At 65.4% G+C, this 16513-nt stretch carries 16 protein-coding genes and 1 pseudogene; 6 read left to right on the top strand and 11 right to left on the bottom strand.

Going from position 1 to position 16513, the window contains the following annotated elements; all coding sequences use genetic code 11:
- From DID99_RS32815 to DID99_RS32805, 3 genes and pseudogenes are all read right to left on the bottom strand, one after another.
- A pseudogene (locus tag DID99_RS32815) lies at window positions 1-109 on the bottom strand (hydrolase); the annotation flags it as partial.
- A 385-nt stretch (window positions 110-494) separates the two neighbouring features.
- Window positions 495-1835, bottom strand: coding sequence for an ATP-binding protein (locus tag DID99_RS32810; protein ID WP_124489506.1), 1341 nt, complete (start codon window positions 1833-1835; stop codon window positions 495-497).
- A complete protein-coding gene (locus tag DID99_RS32805) occupies window positions 1836-2564 on the bottom strand; it encodes a response regulator (protein WP_044848420.1) in 729 nt (242 codons plus the stop codon).
- 248 nt (window positions 2565-2812) lie between these two features.
- Between DID99_RS32805 and DID99_RS32800 the strand changes: the two genes are divergently transcribed.
- Both DID99_RS32800 and DID99_RS32795 read left to right on the top strand, forming a co-directional pair.
- Window positions 2813-3559, top strand: a complete 747-nt coding sequence (locus tag DID99_RS32800; protein WP_124489508.1) for a MipA/OmpV family protein — start codon at window positions 2813-2815, stop codon at window positions 3557-3559.
- Between the two features lie 295 nt (window positions 3560-3854).
- The gene (locus tag DID99_RS32795; RefSeq protein ID WP_124668355.1) at window positions 3855-4190 is read left to right on the top strand and encodes a hypothetical protein; all 336 of its coding nucleotides are present in this window, start codon (window positions 3855-3857) and stop codon (window positions 4188-4190) included.
- A gap of 21 nt (window positions 4191-4211) precedes the next feature.
- Here the strand turns inward: DID99_RS32795 and DID99_RS32790 are convergent, their stop codons facing one another.
- The 3 genes from DID99_RS32790 to DID99_RS32780 all read right to left on the bottom strand — a co-directional run bounded on the left by DID99_RS32790 (window position 4212) and on the right by DID99_RS32780 (window position 7039).
- Entirely contained in the window at window positions 4212-5459 is a 1248-nt protein-coding gene (locus tag DID99_RS32790) for a transglycosylase SLT domain-containing protein (RefSeq protein WP_124668354.1), read from the bottom strand.
- Window positions 5460-5546: 87 nt separating this feature from the next.
- Window positions 5547-5810, bottom strand: coding sequence for a hypothetical protein (locus DID99_RS32785; protein ID WP_124668353.1), 264 nt, complete (start codon window positions 5808-5810; stop codon window positions 5547-5549).
- Between the two features lie 68 nt (window positions 5811-5878).
- Window positions 5879-7039, bottom strand: a complete 1161-nt coding sequence (locus DID99_RS32780) for a porin (RefSeq protein ID WP_124668352.1) — start codon at window positions 7037-7039, stop codon at window positions 5879-5881.
- 452 nt (window positions 7040-7491) lie between these two features.
- On the opposite strand from DID99_RS32780, the gene DID99_RS32775 reads away from it, so the two are divergent.
- A complete protein-coding gene (locus DID99_RS32775; RefSeq protein WP_044848424.1) occupies window positions 7492-8076 on the top strand; it encodes a flavin reductase family protein in 585 nt (194 codons plus the stop codon).
- A gap of 39 nt (window positions 8077-8115) precedes the next feature.
- On the opposite strand, the gene DID99_RS32770 is transcribed toward DID99_RS32775, so the two are convergent.
- A complete protein-coding gene (locus DID99_RS32770; RefSeq protein WP_124523911.1) occupies window positions 8116-9012 on the bottom strand; it encodes a LysR family transcriptional regulator in 897 nt (298 codons plus the stop codon).
- Between the two features lie 97 nt (window positions 9013-9109).
- On the opposite strand from DID99_RS32770, the gene DID99_RS32765 reads away from it, so the two are divergent.
- From DID99_RS32765 to DID99_RS32755, 3 genes are read left to right on the top strand one after another with little or no spacing between them, the layout of a single operon-like run.
- The gene (locus DID99_RS32765; RefSeq protein WP_124489501.1) at window positions 9110-10408 is read left to right on the top strand and encodes a CitMHS family transporter; all 1299 of its coding nucleotides are present in this window, start codon (window positions 9110-9112) and stop codon (window positions 10406-10408) included.
- A gap of 40 nt (window positions 10409-10448) precedes the next feature.
- Window positions 10449-11810 (top strand): acyclic terpene utilization AtuA family protein, encoded by a 1362-nt coding sequence (locus DID99_RS32760; protein WP_124524305.1) that lies wholly within the window; start codon window positions 10449-10451, stop codon window positions 11808-11810.
- Complete coding sequence (locus tag DID99_RS32755; protein WP_124489499.1) at window positions 11810-12121, top strand: hypothetical protein; 312 nt, start codon at window positions 11810-11812, stop codon at window positions 12119-12121. The genes DID99_RS32760 and DID99_RS32755 overlap by 1 nt, the downstream gene beginning before the upstream one ends.
- 114 nt (window positions 12122-12235) lie before the next feature.
- On the opposite strand, the gene DID99_RS32750 is transcribed toward DID99_RS32755, so the two are convergent.
- The 4 genes from DID99_RS32750 to DID99_RS32735 all read right to left on the bottom strand — a co-directional run bounded on the left by DID99_RS32750 (window position 12236) and on the right by DID99_RS32735 (window position 16505).
- Window positions 12236-12697, bottom strand: coding sequence for a hypothetical protein (locus DID99_RS32750; protein ID WP_185733849.1), 462 nt, complete (start codon window positions 12695-12697; stop codon window positions 12236-12238).
- Complete coding sequence (locus DID99_RS32745) at window positions 12673-13860, bottom strand: DUF6402 family protein (protein ID WP_260444746.1); 1188 nt, start codon at window positions 13858-13860, stop codon at window positions 12673-12675. Before DID99_RS32745 ends, DID99_RS32750 begins: the two co-directional genes overlap by 25 nt.
- Before the next feature lie 761 nt (window positions 13861-14621).
- Window positions 14622-15443, bottom strand: a complete 822-nt coding sequence (locus DID99_RS32740) for a carbon-nitrogen hydrolase family protein (RefSeq protein WP_124572164.1) — start codon at window positions 15441-15443, stop codon at window positions 14622-14624.
- A 132-nt stretch (window positions 15444-15575) separates the two neighbouring features.
- On the bottom strand, window positions 15576-16505 hold the full coding sequence (locus DID99_RS32735; RefSeq protein ID WP_044848429.1) for a phosphatidate cytidylyltransferase: 930 nt from the start codon (window positions 16503-16505) through the stop codon (window positions 15576-15578).
- Window positions 16506-16513: the final 8 nt, after the last annotated feature.

The raw sequence follows: 16513 nt of genomic DNA, 5'->3' as shown, positions 1-16513 counted from the left end.
ATGCAATCGAGTTCACCTGGACCGGCTGGTAGTCGATGACGATGAACGCCGCGTTCTGCGGGGTGAGCAGGTGGTCGTTCGCGGGATCGCGAATCGGTTCGCTTGCCATGGTTCTCTCCAGATCAGGGTGGTGGGCGGCTGGGGATCACGATCGCGCCGCCCCGTCGTGCGGACGCGATGCGATTCTGCTGCGGTGCGGTGCCACGACGATCGAAGCGCGACGGTGCGGCGCGACCTCGACGCGGCGCGCGCCTGGCGATTCGCCGGATTCGGGTGCCGGCGAGTGTCGTCAGCTTATGCGATTCGCGCGGCGGTGCGTAGCGCGCGCGGACAGAACATAGTGTTCTCGTTCATCGAACGGCATGCGGGCGCGACCGGGAGCGGCGTGCCACTACCATGAGCGGCATGATCAGGAGCACTGACAGGTGTGAAGGCGACGGTTGCCGCGCACGCAGCGATCGAGCGGCGCGGCGGCCGGCCCCAGGAGAGAGTGTTTAGATACGAGAGTGCTCCGTGCGCGGTGGCGTGTCGCCGAGGAATTCCGGCAATGCCCGCGGCGGCAGCGAAATCACGAAGCGGGCGCCGCCGAGCGGCGAATCCTCGAGCCGCACGTCGCCGCCGTGCACGAGCGCGACGCGTCGCACGATCGCGAGCCCGAGCCCGAACCCGCCGGTCTGCCGGTCGCGGCTCGAGTCGAGCCGCTGGAACGGTTCGAACACGCGCGCGCGTTCGGCGACCGGGATGCCGGGACCGTCGTCGTCCACGCTGAGCACCAGCGCGCCGGACGCGTCGTGCGTCGCGGACAGCAGCACGGTGCGCGACGCATAACGTGCGCCGTTGCGGATCAGGTTCAGCAGCGCCCGTGCGACGAGTTTGGGATCGCACACGTGGGTGGCGGGCGCGCCGGTCGTCGACACGCCGAGCGTGAGGCCGCGGTCGGCGACGTCGTTCGCGACGTTGCCGGCCACGCTGTCGATCAGCGCATCGACGGCGACGTCCATCGGCGCGAGTTCGCTTGCGCCTTGTTCGAGCCGCCCGATCGTCAGCAACTCGGTCACCAGCTCGTCGAGTTCGCGCACGTCGCGCCGCAGTTCGTCGCGGCGCTCGCGCATGCGGCCGCTTTCGTCGGATTCGGCGAGCAGCGCGAGCCCGAATTCGAGGCGCGCGAGCGGCGTCTTCAGCTCGTGCGAGATGCCGTGCATCATCTCGCGCTGCTGCTTGATCGACGCCTCGATCCGCTCGGCCATGTCGTTGAACTGCTGCGACAGCGCGTAGATGTTCGAGCGCCCGGACAGCTTCACGCGCGTCGACAGGTTGCCCGCGCCGAACGCGTGCGCGGCGGCCTGCAGCTTGCGCAGGTCGCGCCAGTGATACGAGGTCCACAGCGCGACGGCGAACAGGGCCGCGAGTGCGGTCATCCCGTATGCGTAGATCTGGATGTCGAGGTCGGCCGGTGCGATCGGGCGGGCATGCAGGACCGAGCCGTCCGCGAGCGGCATGTAGTAGTTCCTGCGGTCGTAACTGATCGCGATCCGGCCGGCGTCCAGATCGCGCAGCGGCCCGCCGCGCAGTTGCGCACGGGCGTCGGCCATCGTCACGAAACCGAATCGCTCGTTGCCGTGCTGCGCGAGTTCACGCAGCGCGAGGCTGCGCTTGCCGCCCGGATGGCGTTCGAGGTAATCGTTCAGCACGAACGCGTAAGTGGTCAGCGCGTTGCGCTGCGCCTGCGCCACGCGCTCGTAGAAAATCCTGTTGAACGACCATTGAATGAATACGATCGAGGCGGCACAGCACAGGATCACGATGAGGTACAGCTTGATCAACGGGCGCAGCATTTAGTCGTCCCACGCGGAAGGGCTGAACAGGTAGCCGCGGCCCCAGATCGTCTTGATCCGTTGCGGCTCCGACGAAGCGTCCTCGAAGCGCCGGCGCAGCTTCGAGATGCCCGAGTCGACCGAGCGGTCGAGCCCGTCGAATTCGATGCCGCGCAACTGCTTCAGGATGTCGTCGCGGCTCAGCACGGTGCCTGCCGCTCGCGCGAGGATCAGCAACAGGTTGAACTCGGTGGTCTTCAGGTCGACGAGTTCCCCGCGCCACGTGACCGTGCGGTTCGGCGGCGAGATCGTCAGCTCGCCGAACACGAGGGCATGCGGCTGCGTGTGGGCCGCCGGTTCGGACGCGGCAGGCTGCGCGCGGCGCAGCAGCGCACGGGCGCGTGCGACGAGCACGCGCGGCTCGATCGGCTTGGTCACGTAATCGTCGGCACCGGTTTCGAGGCCCGCGACCTGGTCGTACACGTCGGCGCGCGCGGTGAGGATCAGCACGGGCACGTTGGTGAACGCGCGAATGCGCCGGCAGACTTCCATCCCGTCGAGGTTCGGCAGCATCAGGTCGAGTATCACGAGCGCGGGCTGATGCTCGCGCACCGCGGCGACCGCGAGATCGCCGCGCCGTATGACCGTCACCGCGAATTCATAGTTGTCGAGATATTCGCGCACGAGCTGGGCGAGGCGGTCGTCGTCCTCGATCAGCAGCACACGGTATTTGAGCGGATTGTCGTTCATGGTCTCCTCGGTTGCGCGCGTTCAGCCTCTCCATGCCGATGAATGCGCGGCCGGCGAATTCTATCCGGCGTGGCGGCCGCCGGGGCCGCGATACGACAATCGGGAACAAACGATCACAATTGAGCACACATTTTCCGCAGATTCAGGACAGTGCTGCCGCGCCGTCGTACCTAGACTTCGGGCTCCGTCACTCTTGTCTCGACATCGTGAGTCCATCCTTCCGTTCGCTGCGCTCGTTGCGCTATTGCATGCCGCTTGCCGGCCTGACCCTCGCCGCCGTCGCCCACGCCGAAAACCAGTACGCGATATCGCTCGGCGGCGGGTTCGCGCCGCGCTACCAGGGCAGCAACCAGTATCGCGCCGTCGTCGCGCCGTCGTTCTCCGCGATGTTCGGCAACGGGTTCTTCATCGACACGGCAGCCGGCGCCGGCTACCGTTTGAACCTGCCGCACGGGGCGTTCGTGTCGGCAGCGCTCGGCTATGCCGGTGGCCGTTCCGACGAAAACCGTTTCGACCTGGCGGGTTCGGATCACCTGAAGGGGATGGGCCGGATCCCCGGTTCGGTGCTCGTCGGCATGCGTGCGGGCGTGCAGCTGCTTGATGGCGGCGAACTGAGCGTCGCCATCGATGCGCCGATCACGCATACGTCGCGCGGCTTGTCCGGCCACGTCGATCTCGCGGTGCCGGTATTCAAGGCCGGCCGCCACGATGTCGTCGTGACCGGCAGCGTGCATGCCGGCACGGGGCGCTACATGCAGACGTTCTACGGCGTGACCGACGCGCAGTCGGCGGCGAGCGGCTTCAGGCCGTATTCGACGAGCGGCGGGGTCGACAGCGCAACGCTGTCGCTCGCATGGAACTGGGGCGTGTCGCGGCACTGGTCGGTGCATGCGACCAGCGGCTTCACGCGGCTGCTCGGACGCTATGGCGACAGCCCGATCGTCCAGACGCGCAGCAACTACTTCGGCATGGCCGGCGTGACGTACAAGTTCTGACGCGAACGGCATGATTCGCCAGCGCCCCGTCCGGGGAGCACGACTTCGCCGCGGATCGGTGCGGTAACATGAAGGCGGCTTCGGCTTCGGCTTCGGCTTCGGCTTCGGCTTCGGCTTCGGCTTCGGCTTCGGCGTCAGGCTGTCGAGGCGACTGCGCGGAGCCGATTCGACTCGAACGGATCGCGCAATACGGTGCCTTGCCGGCCGGTGGCGCGCAGAACCCATCATGGATCCAACGCCCGGTGCGTGCGCGCATCCCGCACCTGCCGCGCCGGGCCGCGACAGGGAGAAACCGATGAAGAACACGATCGCGATGCTCGCGGCACTCGTTGCGAGCGCAACCTTTGTGGGATGTGCGGACATGAACACGAAGCACCCCAACGCCACCGCCGGCGGCGCGGTGACGAACCCCGCGCCGTCGGGCGCCGTGAACACGTGCAAGGCGGACGCCACGCTGGACGACGCGCTGATCGGCAAGACCGAGGCCGATGCGGCCGCGCTGCTCGACGGCTGCCTGTGGCGCGTGCTCGAGCGCGACGGCCGGTCGTTGCCGGGCACGATGGACTATCGCGAGGAGCGCCGCGACCTCGGCATTCGCGACGGCAAGGTGATCTGGGTGCGGCGCGGGTGAGGGATCGGGCCGGCCCGAGCGTTACTTCGAGATGTACCAGAGCGCGTCGGTGCTGACGCGTGCGCCCGGCTTCGGCGCGGCGGGCGCCTGAGGTGTCGCAACCGGCGGCGGCGTGTTCGACGTCACTGCGGTGGGCCACGTCGCAGGCGTGTTCGACGCGGTCGATGCCGTCGACGTATTGGCCTGACTCGAGGTTGCTGCCGAACCCGACGTGGACGCCGTGTCGATATACCAAAGCGCATCGGCCGATGCGGTGCGCTTGGCCGCTGCATCGGCGGTGTGTCTGGATGCGGGCGCTGCCGTCGCCGTCGCTGCCGTGGCGGCCGTCGCACCCGAACGCTGCGCGCCCGCTGCGGCTGCCGCGCCCGCCTGAGCGGTCGTCCCCGTCGCGCCGCGCTGCGCGCGCGCCTCGAACGGCCCGAGCTGGAAGATTAACGTTTGCGCGGGACGCGTCAGAACGGCATACGGGAACTGCAGCTCCCACGACATCAGCACGCGGCCCGACGACGTCTCGGTGAAGATCGCCGGCACGTGCTTCATGTCGCTGAACTGCACGTAGATCCGCGCGCCGTCGTCGAACACCTGGGTCGGCTTGGCCTGGTCGGCGCCCGTGACGGTCCAGCCGAAGTTGTACGTGCCGGCCGGGCCGGCCGGCCCGCCTTGCGGTTGCGGCGGCGGCGCGGCAGGCGCGAGCGTGCGGGGCCGTGCGACCGGCGGTGCCGACACGCTCAGGCTGGCGAACGGGTTGTACGCCTGCACCTGTTGCGGCGGCGTGAAGGAGGGCGGAAGGATGGGCATGGGAGTATCCGGCGAATCCGGCATGGTCCGGATTGCATCATAGACCTTGCGCGCATACGCGAGGCGCTTGTCGGGCGACGCGGCGTTGTACGCGCCGATCGCGTTCCAGTTGGCGCCGAGCTGGCGGATGTTCTGCGACAGGATCCACGCGCCGACGTACGCGTTGGTGCACGCATCGAACAGGCTTTCCCGCGTGATGCCTTCGCGCGCGAGCGTCGGCAGCCAGGTGCTGTTGATCTGCATCAGGCCGATGTCGACGGTGCCGTTCGTGTTGGTGTTGACGGCGTTCGGATTCATCCCCGATTCGACCTGCGCGATGCCGCGCAACAGGCTCACGCTCACTTTCTGGAACGTGGCCGCGTCGTCGAGGCAGTCGGCCCGCGCGAACCCGTGCAGCGCGCACGACAACACGATCGTCGCGGCGATCTTCGGCGTGGCGTGGCTGATCGAACGGGCAGTCTGACGCGGCATGGCAGGATGGGGCGGAATCCGGCCGCCCGGTGCAAGGAAATTACGCAGACGCGAAGTGTGCCATAGCGCGCAGGCAAATGGCTCGCGTCAAACTTTCCTTTGCATTTGCCGGCGGATTTGTCGCGGATTTTCGCGGGCGCCGGTATCTCCGTGCGACAGGATGGAATCGGTAAAAAGGGGCCGATTATCGTGCGCATGCCAGGGTGCGGCCGCTATCGAAATACTGACGCCACGCGTCAGTTGCGCGGCGAATGCGGCAATGAATGGTGCAGCGAAACGGACGATAAAAGGCGCGCCGGTGCGCGGGCCATAGAAACGACGACGGCGGCCGCAGCCGCCGTGTCGATGCATCCTCGACTCCCGAAATCCGGTATCGACCGGCCGGCCGCGCGACGCCTCACGCAGCCGGCCGTCGTCGCTCAGAAGCGGTGACGCAGGCCGAGGTTGACCATCGTCTGCGAGCTCGTGCCCGCATAGCCGTACGAACCGATCGACGCCTGCGTGGCCATCGACCCGCCGTTGCCGTCGCCCGTCTGGCCGCTCGCGTGCTGGTACGCGGCGGTGAGGTACACGTCGGTGCGCTTCGACAGCGTATAGTCCGCGCCGGCCGACACCTGGTGATAGGTCGCCGACGTATCGCCGCCCGAGCGCGTGTAGCTGTAGCCGAGCCCGACGAGCAGCGCATTGGTCGCCTGGTAGTTCACGAAGCCTTGCCCGGTGTTGTAGTGCTCGTTCGAGTTGAACACCGAGCTCGCGTCGCGGCGGTATTGCGCATTGCTGTAGCCGAGGCCGAACGTGAACGGGCCGGCCACATACTGGCCCGCGATGCGGGCGATGCCGATCGAATGCGCGCTCGCGTAGCCGGTGTTGATCGGGCCGTCGAAGGTGCCGTCCGACGAGCTGGTCCAGCCGTTGCGCAGCCCGTTCGACGCGGGGCTGTTGGTCGCGTGGAAGTACCCGCCCGCGACGCTGAACGGCCCGTTGTTGTACGACACGGCGGCCGAATACGACTGCGCGGCGCCGGTGCTGCCGGCGATGCCGCCGAACGAGTACATCGCCGAGAACTGCAGGCCCGAATACACGGCCGACGTGTACTTCACCGCGTTGTCGACGCGGAAGCTGTTGTCGTAGTTGTCGACGTCGCCCGGCGTCGCGAACACGCTGCCGAGATAGTTGTCGGCGGTGATGCCCTGCACGAGGTCGATGAGCGGATCGTACTGGCGGCCGAACGTGAGCGTGCCGTAGCGGTCGCTCGACAGCCCGACGAACGCCTGCCGGCCGAACAGGCGGCCGCCCTGGCCCTGCCGGCCGCTGCTCGGGTCGAAGCCGTTCTCGAGCTGGAACAGCGCCTTCAGCCCGCCGCCGAGATCCTCGCTGCCTTTCACGCCCCAGCGGCTGCCGGAGAGATTGCCAGCGCTGCTGTTGCCGAGCATCCACGCGTTGTCCTTGCCCTGCGCGTGATTCACGTACGTGATCGACGTGTCGATCACGCCATACAGCGTGACGCTCGACTGCGCATGCGCGGCGGGCATCGCCGCGAACGACGCGAGCGAAATCAGCGAGAGGGTCGTGCGTTTCATTTCATCTCCTTGCGATTGGCCTGTTTTCTTGAACCGGAATGGCAGGAGACTACCGAGCCGCAGACGAACGGCAAAAACGAAATTCTCCGATGTGACATAAAGCCGACAGATGCATGCTTCGGCAAGGTCCATTGAGAGATTCACATTATTGAGAATCGTGTATCAATCGATTTGAATTTCGAGATGGCGCGACCGGCGTATTGCCGGAATCGTGATAATTCCGCACGATTTCCAGTCGAATTTCGACGACGATGCATTGGTCGTCGATTCATCAATTGATTATTTAACGAATCGAATCGCGTGATGCGGGCCGAGTGTGTTATTGCGCGCACCGCGCGAGCGATTTGGGTGTGACGCAGCGCGCCCGCGCGCGCCGTCAGCGGCGATCGGCACGGAGTGCGAGAATGCTGGCCTCGGCCGGCACGCGTCGTGCCGCTCACCAGGGAACCCGCATGGACAGTCACATCGCTCCGGTGGAGCTGAAGAAAGCCTACCGTCTTCTCAACCACGGCCCGACCGTGCTCGTGTCGGCCCGTCACGACGGCGTCGACAACGTGATGGCCGCCGCGTGGGCCTGCGCACTCGATTTCCTGCCGCCGAAGCTGACGGTCGTGCTCGACAAGTCCGCGAAGACGCGCGAGCTGGTCGAGCGCAGCGGCACCTTCGTGATCCAGGTGCCGACGGCCGCGCAGCTCCAGCTCACGCATGCGGTCGGCAGTCACAGTCTCGCCGAGCGGCCGGACAAGCTGCGCGAGGCGGGCGTCACGCTGTTCGACGTCGCCGGCCATGACCTGCCGTTCGTCGCCGGCTGCTCGGGCTGGCTCGCGTGCAAGCTGATACCCGAGCCGCACAACCAGCAGGCCTACGACCTGTTCATCGGCGAGGTGGTCGGTGCATGGTCCGACACGCGCGTGTTCCGCGACGGTCACTGGTATTTCGAATCGGCCGATCCGGCGCTGCGCAGCCTGCACTACATCGCGGGCGGCAACTTCTATGCGATCGGCGAATCGCTGCACGTCGATCCGGACGCGCAGTAGGCAGAAAGCGGGCTTTCGTTCGCGATTCGGGCGCGCGGTTCACGCGCGCTTGTTCAATTCCGCCAGCATCACGTCGGCGAACGCCTGCGCGACGCGCGACAGCGTGCGCCCGCGTTTCGCGACGAGCGCGATCGGCCGCACGAACGCCGGGTCGTCGATCGGCTTCGCGACGAGGTCGGGCTCGGCGCGCACCTCGCGCGCGGCGGCCGGCAGGATCGTCACGCCGAGGCCGCCGCGCACCATCGCGACGGCCGTCATCATGTAGGTCGGTTCGCACGCGATGTCGGGCGTGCAGCCGGCCGCTTCCAGCGCGGCATCGACGACGCTGCGCACGCTCGTGCCCTGTGCGGTCAGCACGAGCGGCACGGCGGCGACGTCGGCGGTGCGCACGCGCCGCTTGCGCGTGAGCGGATGATCCTTCGGGCACACGGCGACGAGCCGGTCGGCGCCCGCGTACAGCACGTCCAGCGACGCGTCGAACGCGTCGCCGCCGGTCAGCCCGAGATCGGCTTCCTCGTTGCGCACCAGCGCGGTGACGAGACTCGCGACGCCGTCGCGAATGTCGAAGCCCGCGCGCGGCACGTCGCGCCGGAACGACTGGATCAGCTCCGGCAGCAGGCTGGATGCAAACGTCGGCAGGCACGCGAGCCGTACCGTGCCGCTCGCGCCTTCGCCGAGCGCCCGCGCGTCGCGCAGCACGCGCTCCATGTCGTCGAGCGAACGCTGCAGCAGCGGCAGCAGTTCGCGCCCGGTCTGCGTGAGCGCGACGCTGCGGCTGTTGCGGTCGAACAGCCGCGCGCCGACGATCTCCTCGAGCCGGCGGATCTGCACGGTCAGCGCCGGCTGCGACAGGTGCAGCCGCGCGGCGGCGCGCGTGAAGTTGCCGGCCTGCGCGACGGTGACGAACGCGCGAATGTCGCGAAGGTTCAGATCCATAACGATTCGTGATTGCTGCGATCAAATCATTTCAATTGTGCTATCGCTGCGCCGACCTTACGCTCGTCTCCAACAAAAGACAAGGTAGGAGACACCGATGCTGCCGTTACTCGGGCTGGGCACGATCGTCGTGCTGCTGGCCGCAATTCTGTCCAGGCGCATGTCGCCGCTCGTCGCGCTGATCATCGTGCCGATCGCGGCGTCGCTGATCGGCGGCTTCGGGCTGCATACCAGCAAGTTCGTGATCGACGGGCTGAAGGGCCTCGCGCCCGTGGTCGGGATGTTCGTGTTCGCGATCCTCTATTTCGGGACGATCACCGACGCCGGCACGCTCGACCCGATCATCGACCGCATCCTGCGCGCGGTCGGCACGCGGCCCACGCGGATCGTGATGGGCACGACGCTGCTCGCGCTGCTGATCCACCTCGACGGCTCGGGCGCCGTGTGCTTTCTCGTGACGATTCCCGCGGTGCTGCCGCTTTACGACCGCCTGAAGATGGACCGGCGCGTGCTGGCCGCGGCCGTGTCGATGGCCGCGGGGATCAACTTCCTGCCATGGACGGGGCCGATGATCCGTGCGTCGGCCTCGCTGCACCTGCCGGTGTCGGCGCTGTTCAATCCGCTGATTCCGGTGCAGGCGATCGGGCTCGTGTTCGTGTTCGGCGTCGCGTACTGGCTTGGGCGGCGCGAGGAGAAGCGGCTCGGACTGTCGCGCGACGACGCGTCGATTCCGCTGCCGACCCGGGCGCTCACGCCAGACGAGCAGGCGCTGCGCCGGCCGCGCCTGTTCTGGTTCAACCTGCTGCTGACGCTCGTCGTGCTCGGCACGATGGTCGTGATGGGCGAGAAGATCCCGCCGGCGATCATGTTCATGGTCGGGCTGTGCATCGCGCTGATGGTGAACTACCCGGACGTCGACATGCAGAGGAAGCGCATCGACGCGCATGCGCGCGCGGCGCTGATGATGGCCGGCATCCTGCTCGCGGCCGGCGTGTTCACCGGGATCATGCAGGGCAGCGGGATGCTGAAGGCGATGGCGCAGGCGGCGGTCGGCTTCGTGCCGCCGTCGATGGCCGGCCACATTCCGGTCGCGCTCGGCCTGGCGTCGATGCCGCTCAGCATGCTGTTCGATCCCGATTCGTTCTACTTCGGCGTGCTGCCGGTGATCGCCGAAGTGGCCGGCCAGCTCGGCGTGCCGGCCGTGCACGTGGGGCAGGCCGCGCTGCTCGGCCAGATGACGACCGGGTTTCCGGTCAGCCCCCTGACGCCCGCGACGTTCCTCGTCGTCGGCCTGTGCGGCATCGAGCTGGCCGAGCACCAGAAGTTCACGTTCCCGCTGCTGTTCGGCGCCTCGATCGTGATGACGATCGCGTGCGTCGTGATGGGCGTCTTTTGATTTTTTTCCCGGCGCGCGAGCGCCGGATCACGGTACCGACATGACAGCAAAGCCACCACACGAACGGCGCGTGCGCATCGGCGCGGGCGCCGGCTATTCGGGCGACCGGATCGAGCCCGCGGTCGAGCTGGCCGAACACGGGCAGCTCGACTATCTCGTCTTCGAGTGCCTGGCCGAGCGCACGATCGCGCTCGCGCAGCAGGCGCGGCGCAAGGATCCGGCGCTCGGTTACGATCCGCTGCTCGACGCGCGCATGCATGCCGTGCTCCCGGTGGCGGCGGACAAGCGCGTGCGGATCGTGTCGAACATGGGCGCGGCGAACCCGCGCGCGGCCGCGCGGCGCACCGCGCGGATCGCGCAGTCGCTCGGCCTCGCGGGGCTGAAGGTCGCGGCGGTCGAAGGCGACGACGTGCTCGACGTCGTGCTGCGCGGCGCGTTCCGCTTCGAGGAGTCGGGCGACGAAGTCGCCGCGTATCGCGACCGCATCGTGTCCGCGAACGCGTATCTCGGCGCCGCGCCGATCGTCGATGCGCTCGCGGCCGGCGCGGACGTCGTGCTGACCGGGCGCGTCGCCGATCCGTCGCTGTTCGCCGCGCCGCTGATCCACGCGTTCGGCTGGCGGATGGACGACTGGGACACGCTCGGGGCCGCGACGGTCGTCGGCCATCTGCTCGAATGCGCGGGGCAGGTGACGGGCGGGTATTTCGCCGACCCGGGCTACAAGGATGTGCCGAACCTCGCGCGGCTCGGCTTCCCGATCGGCGAGGTCGCGGCCGACGGCTCAGTCGTGATCACCAAGGTGCCGCACGCGGGCGGCCGCGTGAGCGCGGCGACCTGCAAGGAACAGCTGCTGTACGAGATTCACGATCCGGCGCGCTACCTGCAGCCCGACGTCGTCGCGGATTTCACGCGCGTGGCGGTGGCGGAGGAGGCGCCGGACCGCGTGCGCGTGACGGGCGGGCGCGGCAGCGCACGCACCGGGACGCTCAAGGTGTCGGTCGCGTATGTCGACGGCCACATCGGCGAAGGGCAGATCTCGTACGGCGGGCCGGGCGCGCTGGAACGCGCGCGGCTCGCGCTCGACATCGTCCGCGAGCGGCTCGCGCTGACGGGCGTGGCCGCGACCGAACTGCGTTTCGATTTGATCGGCGTGGATGCGCTGTACGGCGACGCGACGCCCGCCGTGCGCGGCGAGCCGGCCGAAGTCCGCGTGCGGGTGGCCGGCCGTGCGGCGAGTGCCGCCGAGGCCGCGCGGATCGGCAACGAAGTCGAGACGCTCTATACGAACGGGCCGGCCGGCGGCGGCGGTGCGTTCAAGTCGACGCGCGAGGTGATCGCCGTGCAGTCGGTGCTGCTGCCGCGCACGGCCGTGACGCCGTCGTTTTCTTTCGTGGAGGCATGATGCAATTGCGTGAACTGGCGCATGCGCGCACCGGCGACAAGGGCAATACGCTGAACGTATCGGTCATCTGCCGCGATCCGCGTCACTACGAACACCTGCGCGCGCATCTCGATGCGGCCGCGGTGAAGGGATGGCTCGCGGGCATCGTGCACGGCGACGTCGTGCGCTACGAGCTGCCGGCGCTTGCCGCGTTCAACTTCGTGCTGCGCGATGCGCTCGGCGGCGGCGTCACGCGTTCGCTCGCGCTCGATGCGCACGGCAAGTCGGTCAGCTCGGTGTTGCTGGCGATCGATGTGCCGGAGCCTGAGTGACCGAGGATATGCGCGCCGGGATGCGTGGCGATAGTCATCGCTACCGGCGAACTCATGGGAAAGGCCCGCTATTTTCTTGCAGGAGCATGCTCGGCGACTGGCTCATATGGCCGGTCAAAAAAATGGGAGCCGCGCTCTTATCCAGTCAATCGTGGCCGGCGGCATGGCGATCGTATAGTCCTTTTGCTTCTCGTCATCCTGGTAAGTAATGCTGTCGGGCCCGATCATGAGCTGTTCGTGACCTGGCCTCCCGTCCCAGAACACCTTGTAGTATCTTCGGGCCAGAATCTCACCTTGAGAATCCGAGATGGTCAGTTTTACTGAATCCATTCCGTCGCCGAAGAAGTGGTTATTGTTGGTGCCGCTGCCACAGATATCGATCGTGTATTTCTTGCCGGCAAACTCCTTGACTCCACCATTCAACTTGTCGTTGTAGTTGTGGTGCTGGCAATCCGTGTCATCACGATTTGCTTGTAAAAAAATGATGCTGCCACCGACGAGCGATAGAAATATCAATGCGCCGACTGTGATGGCTGTCCTGTACGGATTTTTCATATTGGTTCTGGCGGGTGGCATATCGTCTCCAGTTTGAATTGAAGTGGCCTGTTCAGTTTCAGTAGTTTCGGTTTGCTATAGATCATGAAGTCGCCACCTCTGTTGTGCTTCTCCCGCCATTCGTTGTAGCTTTTATTGTACACGGGATAGTAAACGTTTTTGCTTAAAAGTTTTGCAATGCCGGGGCGTTTGTCAACGGGCTTGTCGAGTGGATGATTGGGAAGATAGGGCCAATCGGCGGTGGTTTTCTCGATCGTTGAGTCGCCCATCTGAGTGTGAAGCTTTTTTCCGTCGATTATATCGCTGACGACAGCGCGATACGAGAGAATCATGTCTTTCCTGTTCCAGTGCCCCAGGTATTGACTGTTTCCGTCGCCTTTGTCATTGAAGGAATAGTTGTCCTTTACATAGATATAGATGTGAGTGATTGTGGCGGTGGCGTCAATGCAATATGATTTAGTTTTTCCATCATATCGAAAATATTTTTCAGAGGAAATTCGGACTCTGCCAATGGCGGCATATAAATTGAAATTTCCTAGTGCCGCTGTCAGATCGGTCAAGAGTAGTCCGTCGAGCGTCGCACTCGTTGGAATGTTCTGAAACTGGAATTGCCAATCGATGTGAAACTGTCTTTCATCGTTGATGAGGGGAGTGGTGTCAAAATAGAAGTTCGACGTCTTCTGGTCGAGAAAGGTGGCTTGTACCTGTCTGGAGACTTTTAATTTTGCCTCTCTGGTCGCGCCCGATGAGTAAATTCTGCTGGAAATTAGGTCTTCGTATTTTTTTCTAACACTTCCGAATTTCAACGCCCATTTGAGTGTAATGGTCGTATTGTCGATCGGCTGTTCGGAGTTGGGCTCGTCATTGTAGATATGCTTGGGATTCGCAAACCACGCTCTTGCAATTTTGGCAGCAACAGGCCAGCCGATCTTGTCCATCGCAACCGGTACATCCTGCAAATCAAACTCGGGAATCGCGTCATGATCTTCCCCGTCTGTATCCTTTGGCTGCGCGGGCGGCTGCGGAGATTGGAGAGGAACGTTGGGCAGCTGCGCTGCAAGCAGCTTCCTGAACGCGGCTTCTGCCTCGATCTGTTCAGTTGCGGGTTTGGGTGGTGGCGGTGGTGGCGTTTCACCCGGCGCAAGCCGTGCGTACGAAATGGTTTGCAGCGTATTGATCGGCACACATCCGTGCGACCCGGTACAGGCTTTCCACGTCGAGGCGTAAAAAGGGAGTGCCGAAGCACTCATTCGGTAGTAAGGTAATCTTTTTATTTTCACCATATTTTTTTAAATTCACTGGCTAATTTATAAATTAGTGAATTGGAGAATCCTCGGAATTTCGATGCGCTTTGGTGGCATCAAATCTAGCATCGGTCTCGATGAAGTGGCTCGTTGAACGATGCGGGTACGGTCCTGAGGAAGCGGGCTCATCTGGGCTTGGGCTAGCCAAATCACGCGAAATCGCGGTGTTTGCGGCTGAGGCGGCCGAGATTTTTGTTGAATCCGGTGAGCTGAAGAGTTTTAAATTATGTGAATTCGCCGCGAATGAAGCGCGAGCCTCGATCGGCCTGGATCCAGGGACATAGTCCGGCTACGACAGCGGAGAAGTGAGGAATGGTGTCCGAGCGGACACGAAGGTCATACGATGAAGACGAGTCGCGCGCCGTGGTAAATCTTGGCGAAGTGGCGCCGACAGGCGACGAGTACGCTGTCAGTGCGAGTAACAGTTATAGGAAGTGAACCGATCGCGCAGGGTCGATCGACGATGAACGGAATTCGAACTTGAATCTCGAGCTCGGCGATGAAAGTCCGCAGCTCGACCTCGTCGTTGGGTCCGAACGCTTATCATCGATCAGCCGCCACTCGCGGAATCATGCCGTGGCTGACTGAGAACGCCCGGATGATCGGAGCGCGGAGAGAGCGGCAATGCGGGCGCCCGACTCTCACGGAATCAACCACTCGCGACGCCCGTCCGCGTGCTCGATGCGTTCGCCCGCGATGTGCAGGCGCTGATCCGCACGATAGTCGTAGACCGCGCGCGACGCGGCGACCTGGTCGAGATCGAGTTCGACCGTGTGGCGCGATTCGCCGTTGCCGGCCTCGAAGATCAGGTTGCCGAACGGATCGGCCGCGAGGCTGCCGCCCGCGAACACGACGTCGTGCGCACCTGCGCCGACGCGGTTCGCGACGACCGCGAACACCTGGTTTTCCATCGCGCGGGCCGAGACCGACATGCGATGCACCTGACGGTACGGCTCCATGTTGCCGTCGGTCACGAGGATCAGCTGCGTGCCGAGCGCCGCAAGCGCGCGGCCGGTTTCCGGAAATTCGCTGTCGTAGCAGATCAATAGGCCGATCCGCACGCCGCGCCATTCGACGCTCGCGTAGCGGTCGCCGGGCAGCACGACGTCGCGCTCGCTCAGCCACAGATGTGTCTTGCGATAGCGCAGCGCGATGCCGTCCGGCGTGACGAACACGGTCGTGTTGTAGAAGCGCCCGCCGTCGTTCTCGATCAGCCCGGCCACCACCGCGACGTTGCGCGCCCGTGCGGCCGCGATCACCGCGCCGATGCTCGGACCGTCGAGCGGCTCGGCCACGCGCGCGAGATTCGACGGATCGAGAAAGCCGGTGAGCTGCGCTTCCGGAAACATCACGATGTCGGTGCCGGGCGCGCAGCTCGCGATGGCGTCGAGCGTGCGCCGCAGGTTGTACGGTGTGTCGCCGTCGCGGCCGGCCAGCTGCACGATGTCGAGTTTCAGTTTCATGGGCGGGTTCGGTGGCAGTGGCTCGTCGCGCGATGCGGCGCAAGGGTGGGGATGAGCGTCAGTATGCGCCGAACGCGCCGGTTTCCCATCCCGCCGACGCGTTAGCGCTTGCGATGCCGCGCCGCCCGCGCATCACACGTACAGGTAGCGCACGAGGTGGAAGAACACCGGCGCCGCGAAGCAGACCGAGTCGACGCGATCGAGCATCCCGCCGTGGCCCGCGATCATCGACCCCCAGTCCTTGGTGCCGAGCGAGCGCTTCACGGCCGACAGCACGAGGCCGCCGACGAAGCCCGCGATCACGATCGCGAGCGAGATCCCGAACGCCGCGCCGAAGCTGAACGGCGTCACGCGATACAGCGATGCGCCGCACAGCGTCGCGAGCAGGCCGCCGCCGACGAAGCCTTCGACCGTCTTCGACGGCGACAGCTGCGGCGCGATCTTGCGGCGCCCGCACAGCTTGCCGACCACGTACTGCAGCACGTCGCTGATCTGCACGACGAACAGGAAGAAGAACAGCAGCAGCGCGTTCTGCCCGGCGTAGCGCGGAATGTCGAGGATCAGCACGGCCGGCGCGTGGCTCAGCCCGTACACGCACACCATCAGCGCCCAGTTGATCTTCGCGTTGCGGCTCAGGAATTCGCGCGTGTCCTGCGTGAGCGCGGACACCAGCGACATCGCGAAGAACAGGTGTACCGGAACGAAGATCGAATACATCCCGTACCAGTTGATCCCGAGCAGCAGGTACTGCACCGGAATCGCGACGAAGAACGCGATGAAGAGCGTCGTATGGTCGCTCGCGGTCGTCGGCGTGAGCGTGATGAACTCGCGCAGCGTCAGGTACGACAGCAGCGCGAACACCAGATACGTGACGTTGTTGCCGAGGCTGATCGCGATGACCATGATCGCGATCATCGCCCACCACGCGCGGATGCGCTGGTTCAGGTTGACGATGGTCGCGCTCGCGCCGCCGCTGCGCGCGCCGAGGATCGCGCCGATCACGGTCGCGAGCACCAGCACGCCGGTGACGCCCGCGACCAGTTCCCAGAAGAGAGTTCGCATGAAGAGGT

Origin of the sequence: Burkholderia sp. Bp8986, from assembly GCF_003854225.1 — a bacterium.
Lineage (GTDB): Bacteria > Pseudomonadota > Gammaproteobacteria > Burkholderiales > Burkholderiaceae > Burkholderia.
Note: the sequence above shows the minus strand (reverse complement) of the source record. Positions and strands in the feature narration are given on the sequence as shown.

Excerpts from the sequence above, each read along its gene's own strand:
- DID99_RS32810 (WP_124489506.1), bottom strand. The coding sequence starts at position 1,835 with ATGCTGCGCCCGTTGATCAAGCTGTACCTCATCGTGATCCTGTGCTGT.
- DID99_RS32805 (WP_044848420.1), bottom strand. The coding sequence starts at position 2,564 with ATGAACGACAATCCGCTCAAATACCGTGTGCTGCTGATCGAGGACGAC.
- DID99_RS32800 (WP_124489508.1), top strand. The coding sequence starts at position 2,813 with ATGCCGCTTGCCGGCCTGACCCTCGCCGCCGTCGCCCACGCCGAAAAC.
- DID99_RS32795 (WP_124668355.1), top strand. The coding sequence starts at position 3,855 with ATGAAGAACACGATCGCGATGCTCGCGGCACTCGTTGCGAGCGCAACC.
- DID99_RS32790 (WP_124668354.1), bottom strand. The coding sequence starts at position 5,459 with ATGCCGCGTCAGACTGCCCGTTCGATCAGCCACGCCACGCCGAAGATC.
- DID99_RS32785 (WP_124668353.1), bottom strand. The coding sequence starts at position 5,810 with ATGCATCGACACGGCGGCTGCGGCCGCCGTCGTCGTTTCTATGGCCCG.
- DID99_RS32780 (WP_124668352.1), bottom strand. The coding sequence starts at position 7,039 with ATGAAACGCACGACCCTCTCGCTGATTTCGCTCGCGTCGTTCGCGGCG.
- DID99_RS32775 (WP_044848424.1), top strand. The coding sequence starts at position 7,492 with ATGGACAGTCACATCGCTCCGGTGGAGCTGAAGAAAGCCTACCGTCTT.
- DID99_RS32770 (WP_124523911.1), bottom strand. The coding sequence starts at position 9,012 with ATGGATCTGAACCTTCGCGACATTCGCGCGTTCGTCACCGTCGCGCAG.
- DID99_RS32765 (WP_124489501.1), top strand. The coding sequence starts at position 9,110 with ATGCTGCCGTTACTCGGGCTGGGCACGATCGTCGTGCTGCTGGCCGCA.
- DID99_RS32760 (WP_124524305.1), top strand. The coding sequence starts at position 10,449 with ATGACAGCAAAGCCACCACACGAACGGCGCGTGCGCATCGGCGCGGGC.
- DID99_RS32755 (WP_124489499.1), top strand. The coding sequence starts at position 11,810 with ATGCAATTGCGTGAACTGGCGCATGCGCGCACCGGCGACAAGGGCAAT.
- DID99_RS32750 (WP_185733849.1), bottom strand. The coding sequence starts at position 12,697 with ATGCCACCCGCCAGAACCAATATGAAAAATCCGTACAGGACAGCCATC.
- DID99_RS32740 (WP_124572164.1), bottom strand. The coding sequence starts at position 15,443 with ATGAAACTGAAACTCGACATCGTGCAGCTGGCCGGCCGCGACGGCGAC.
- DID99_RS32735 (WP_044848429.1), bottom strand. The coding sequence starts at position 16,505 with ATGCGAACTCTCTTCTGGGAACTGGTCGCGGGCGTCACCGGCGTGCTG.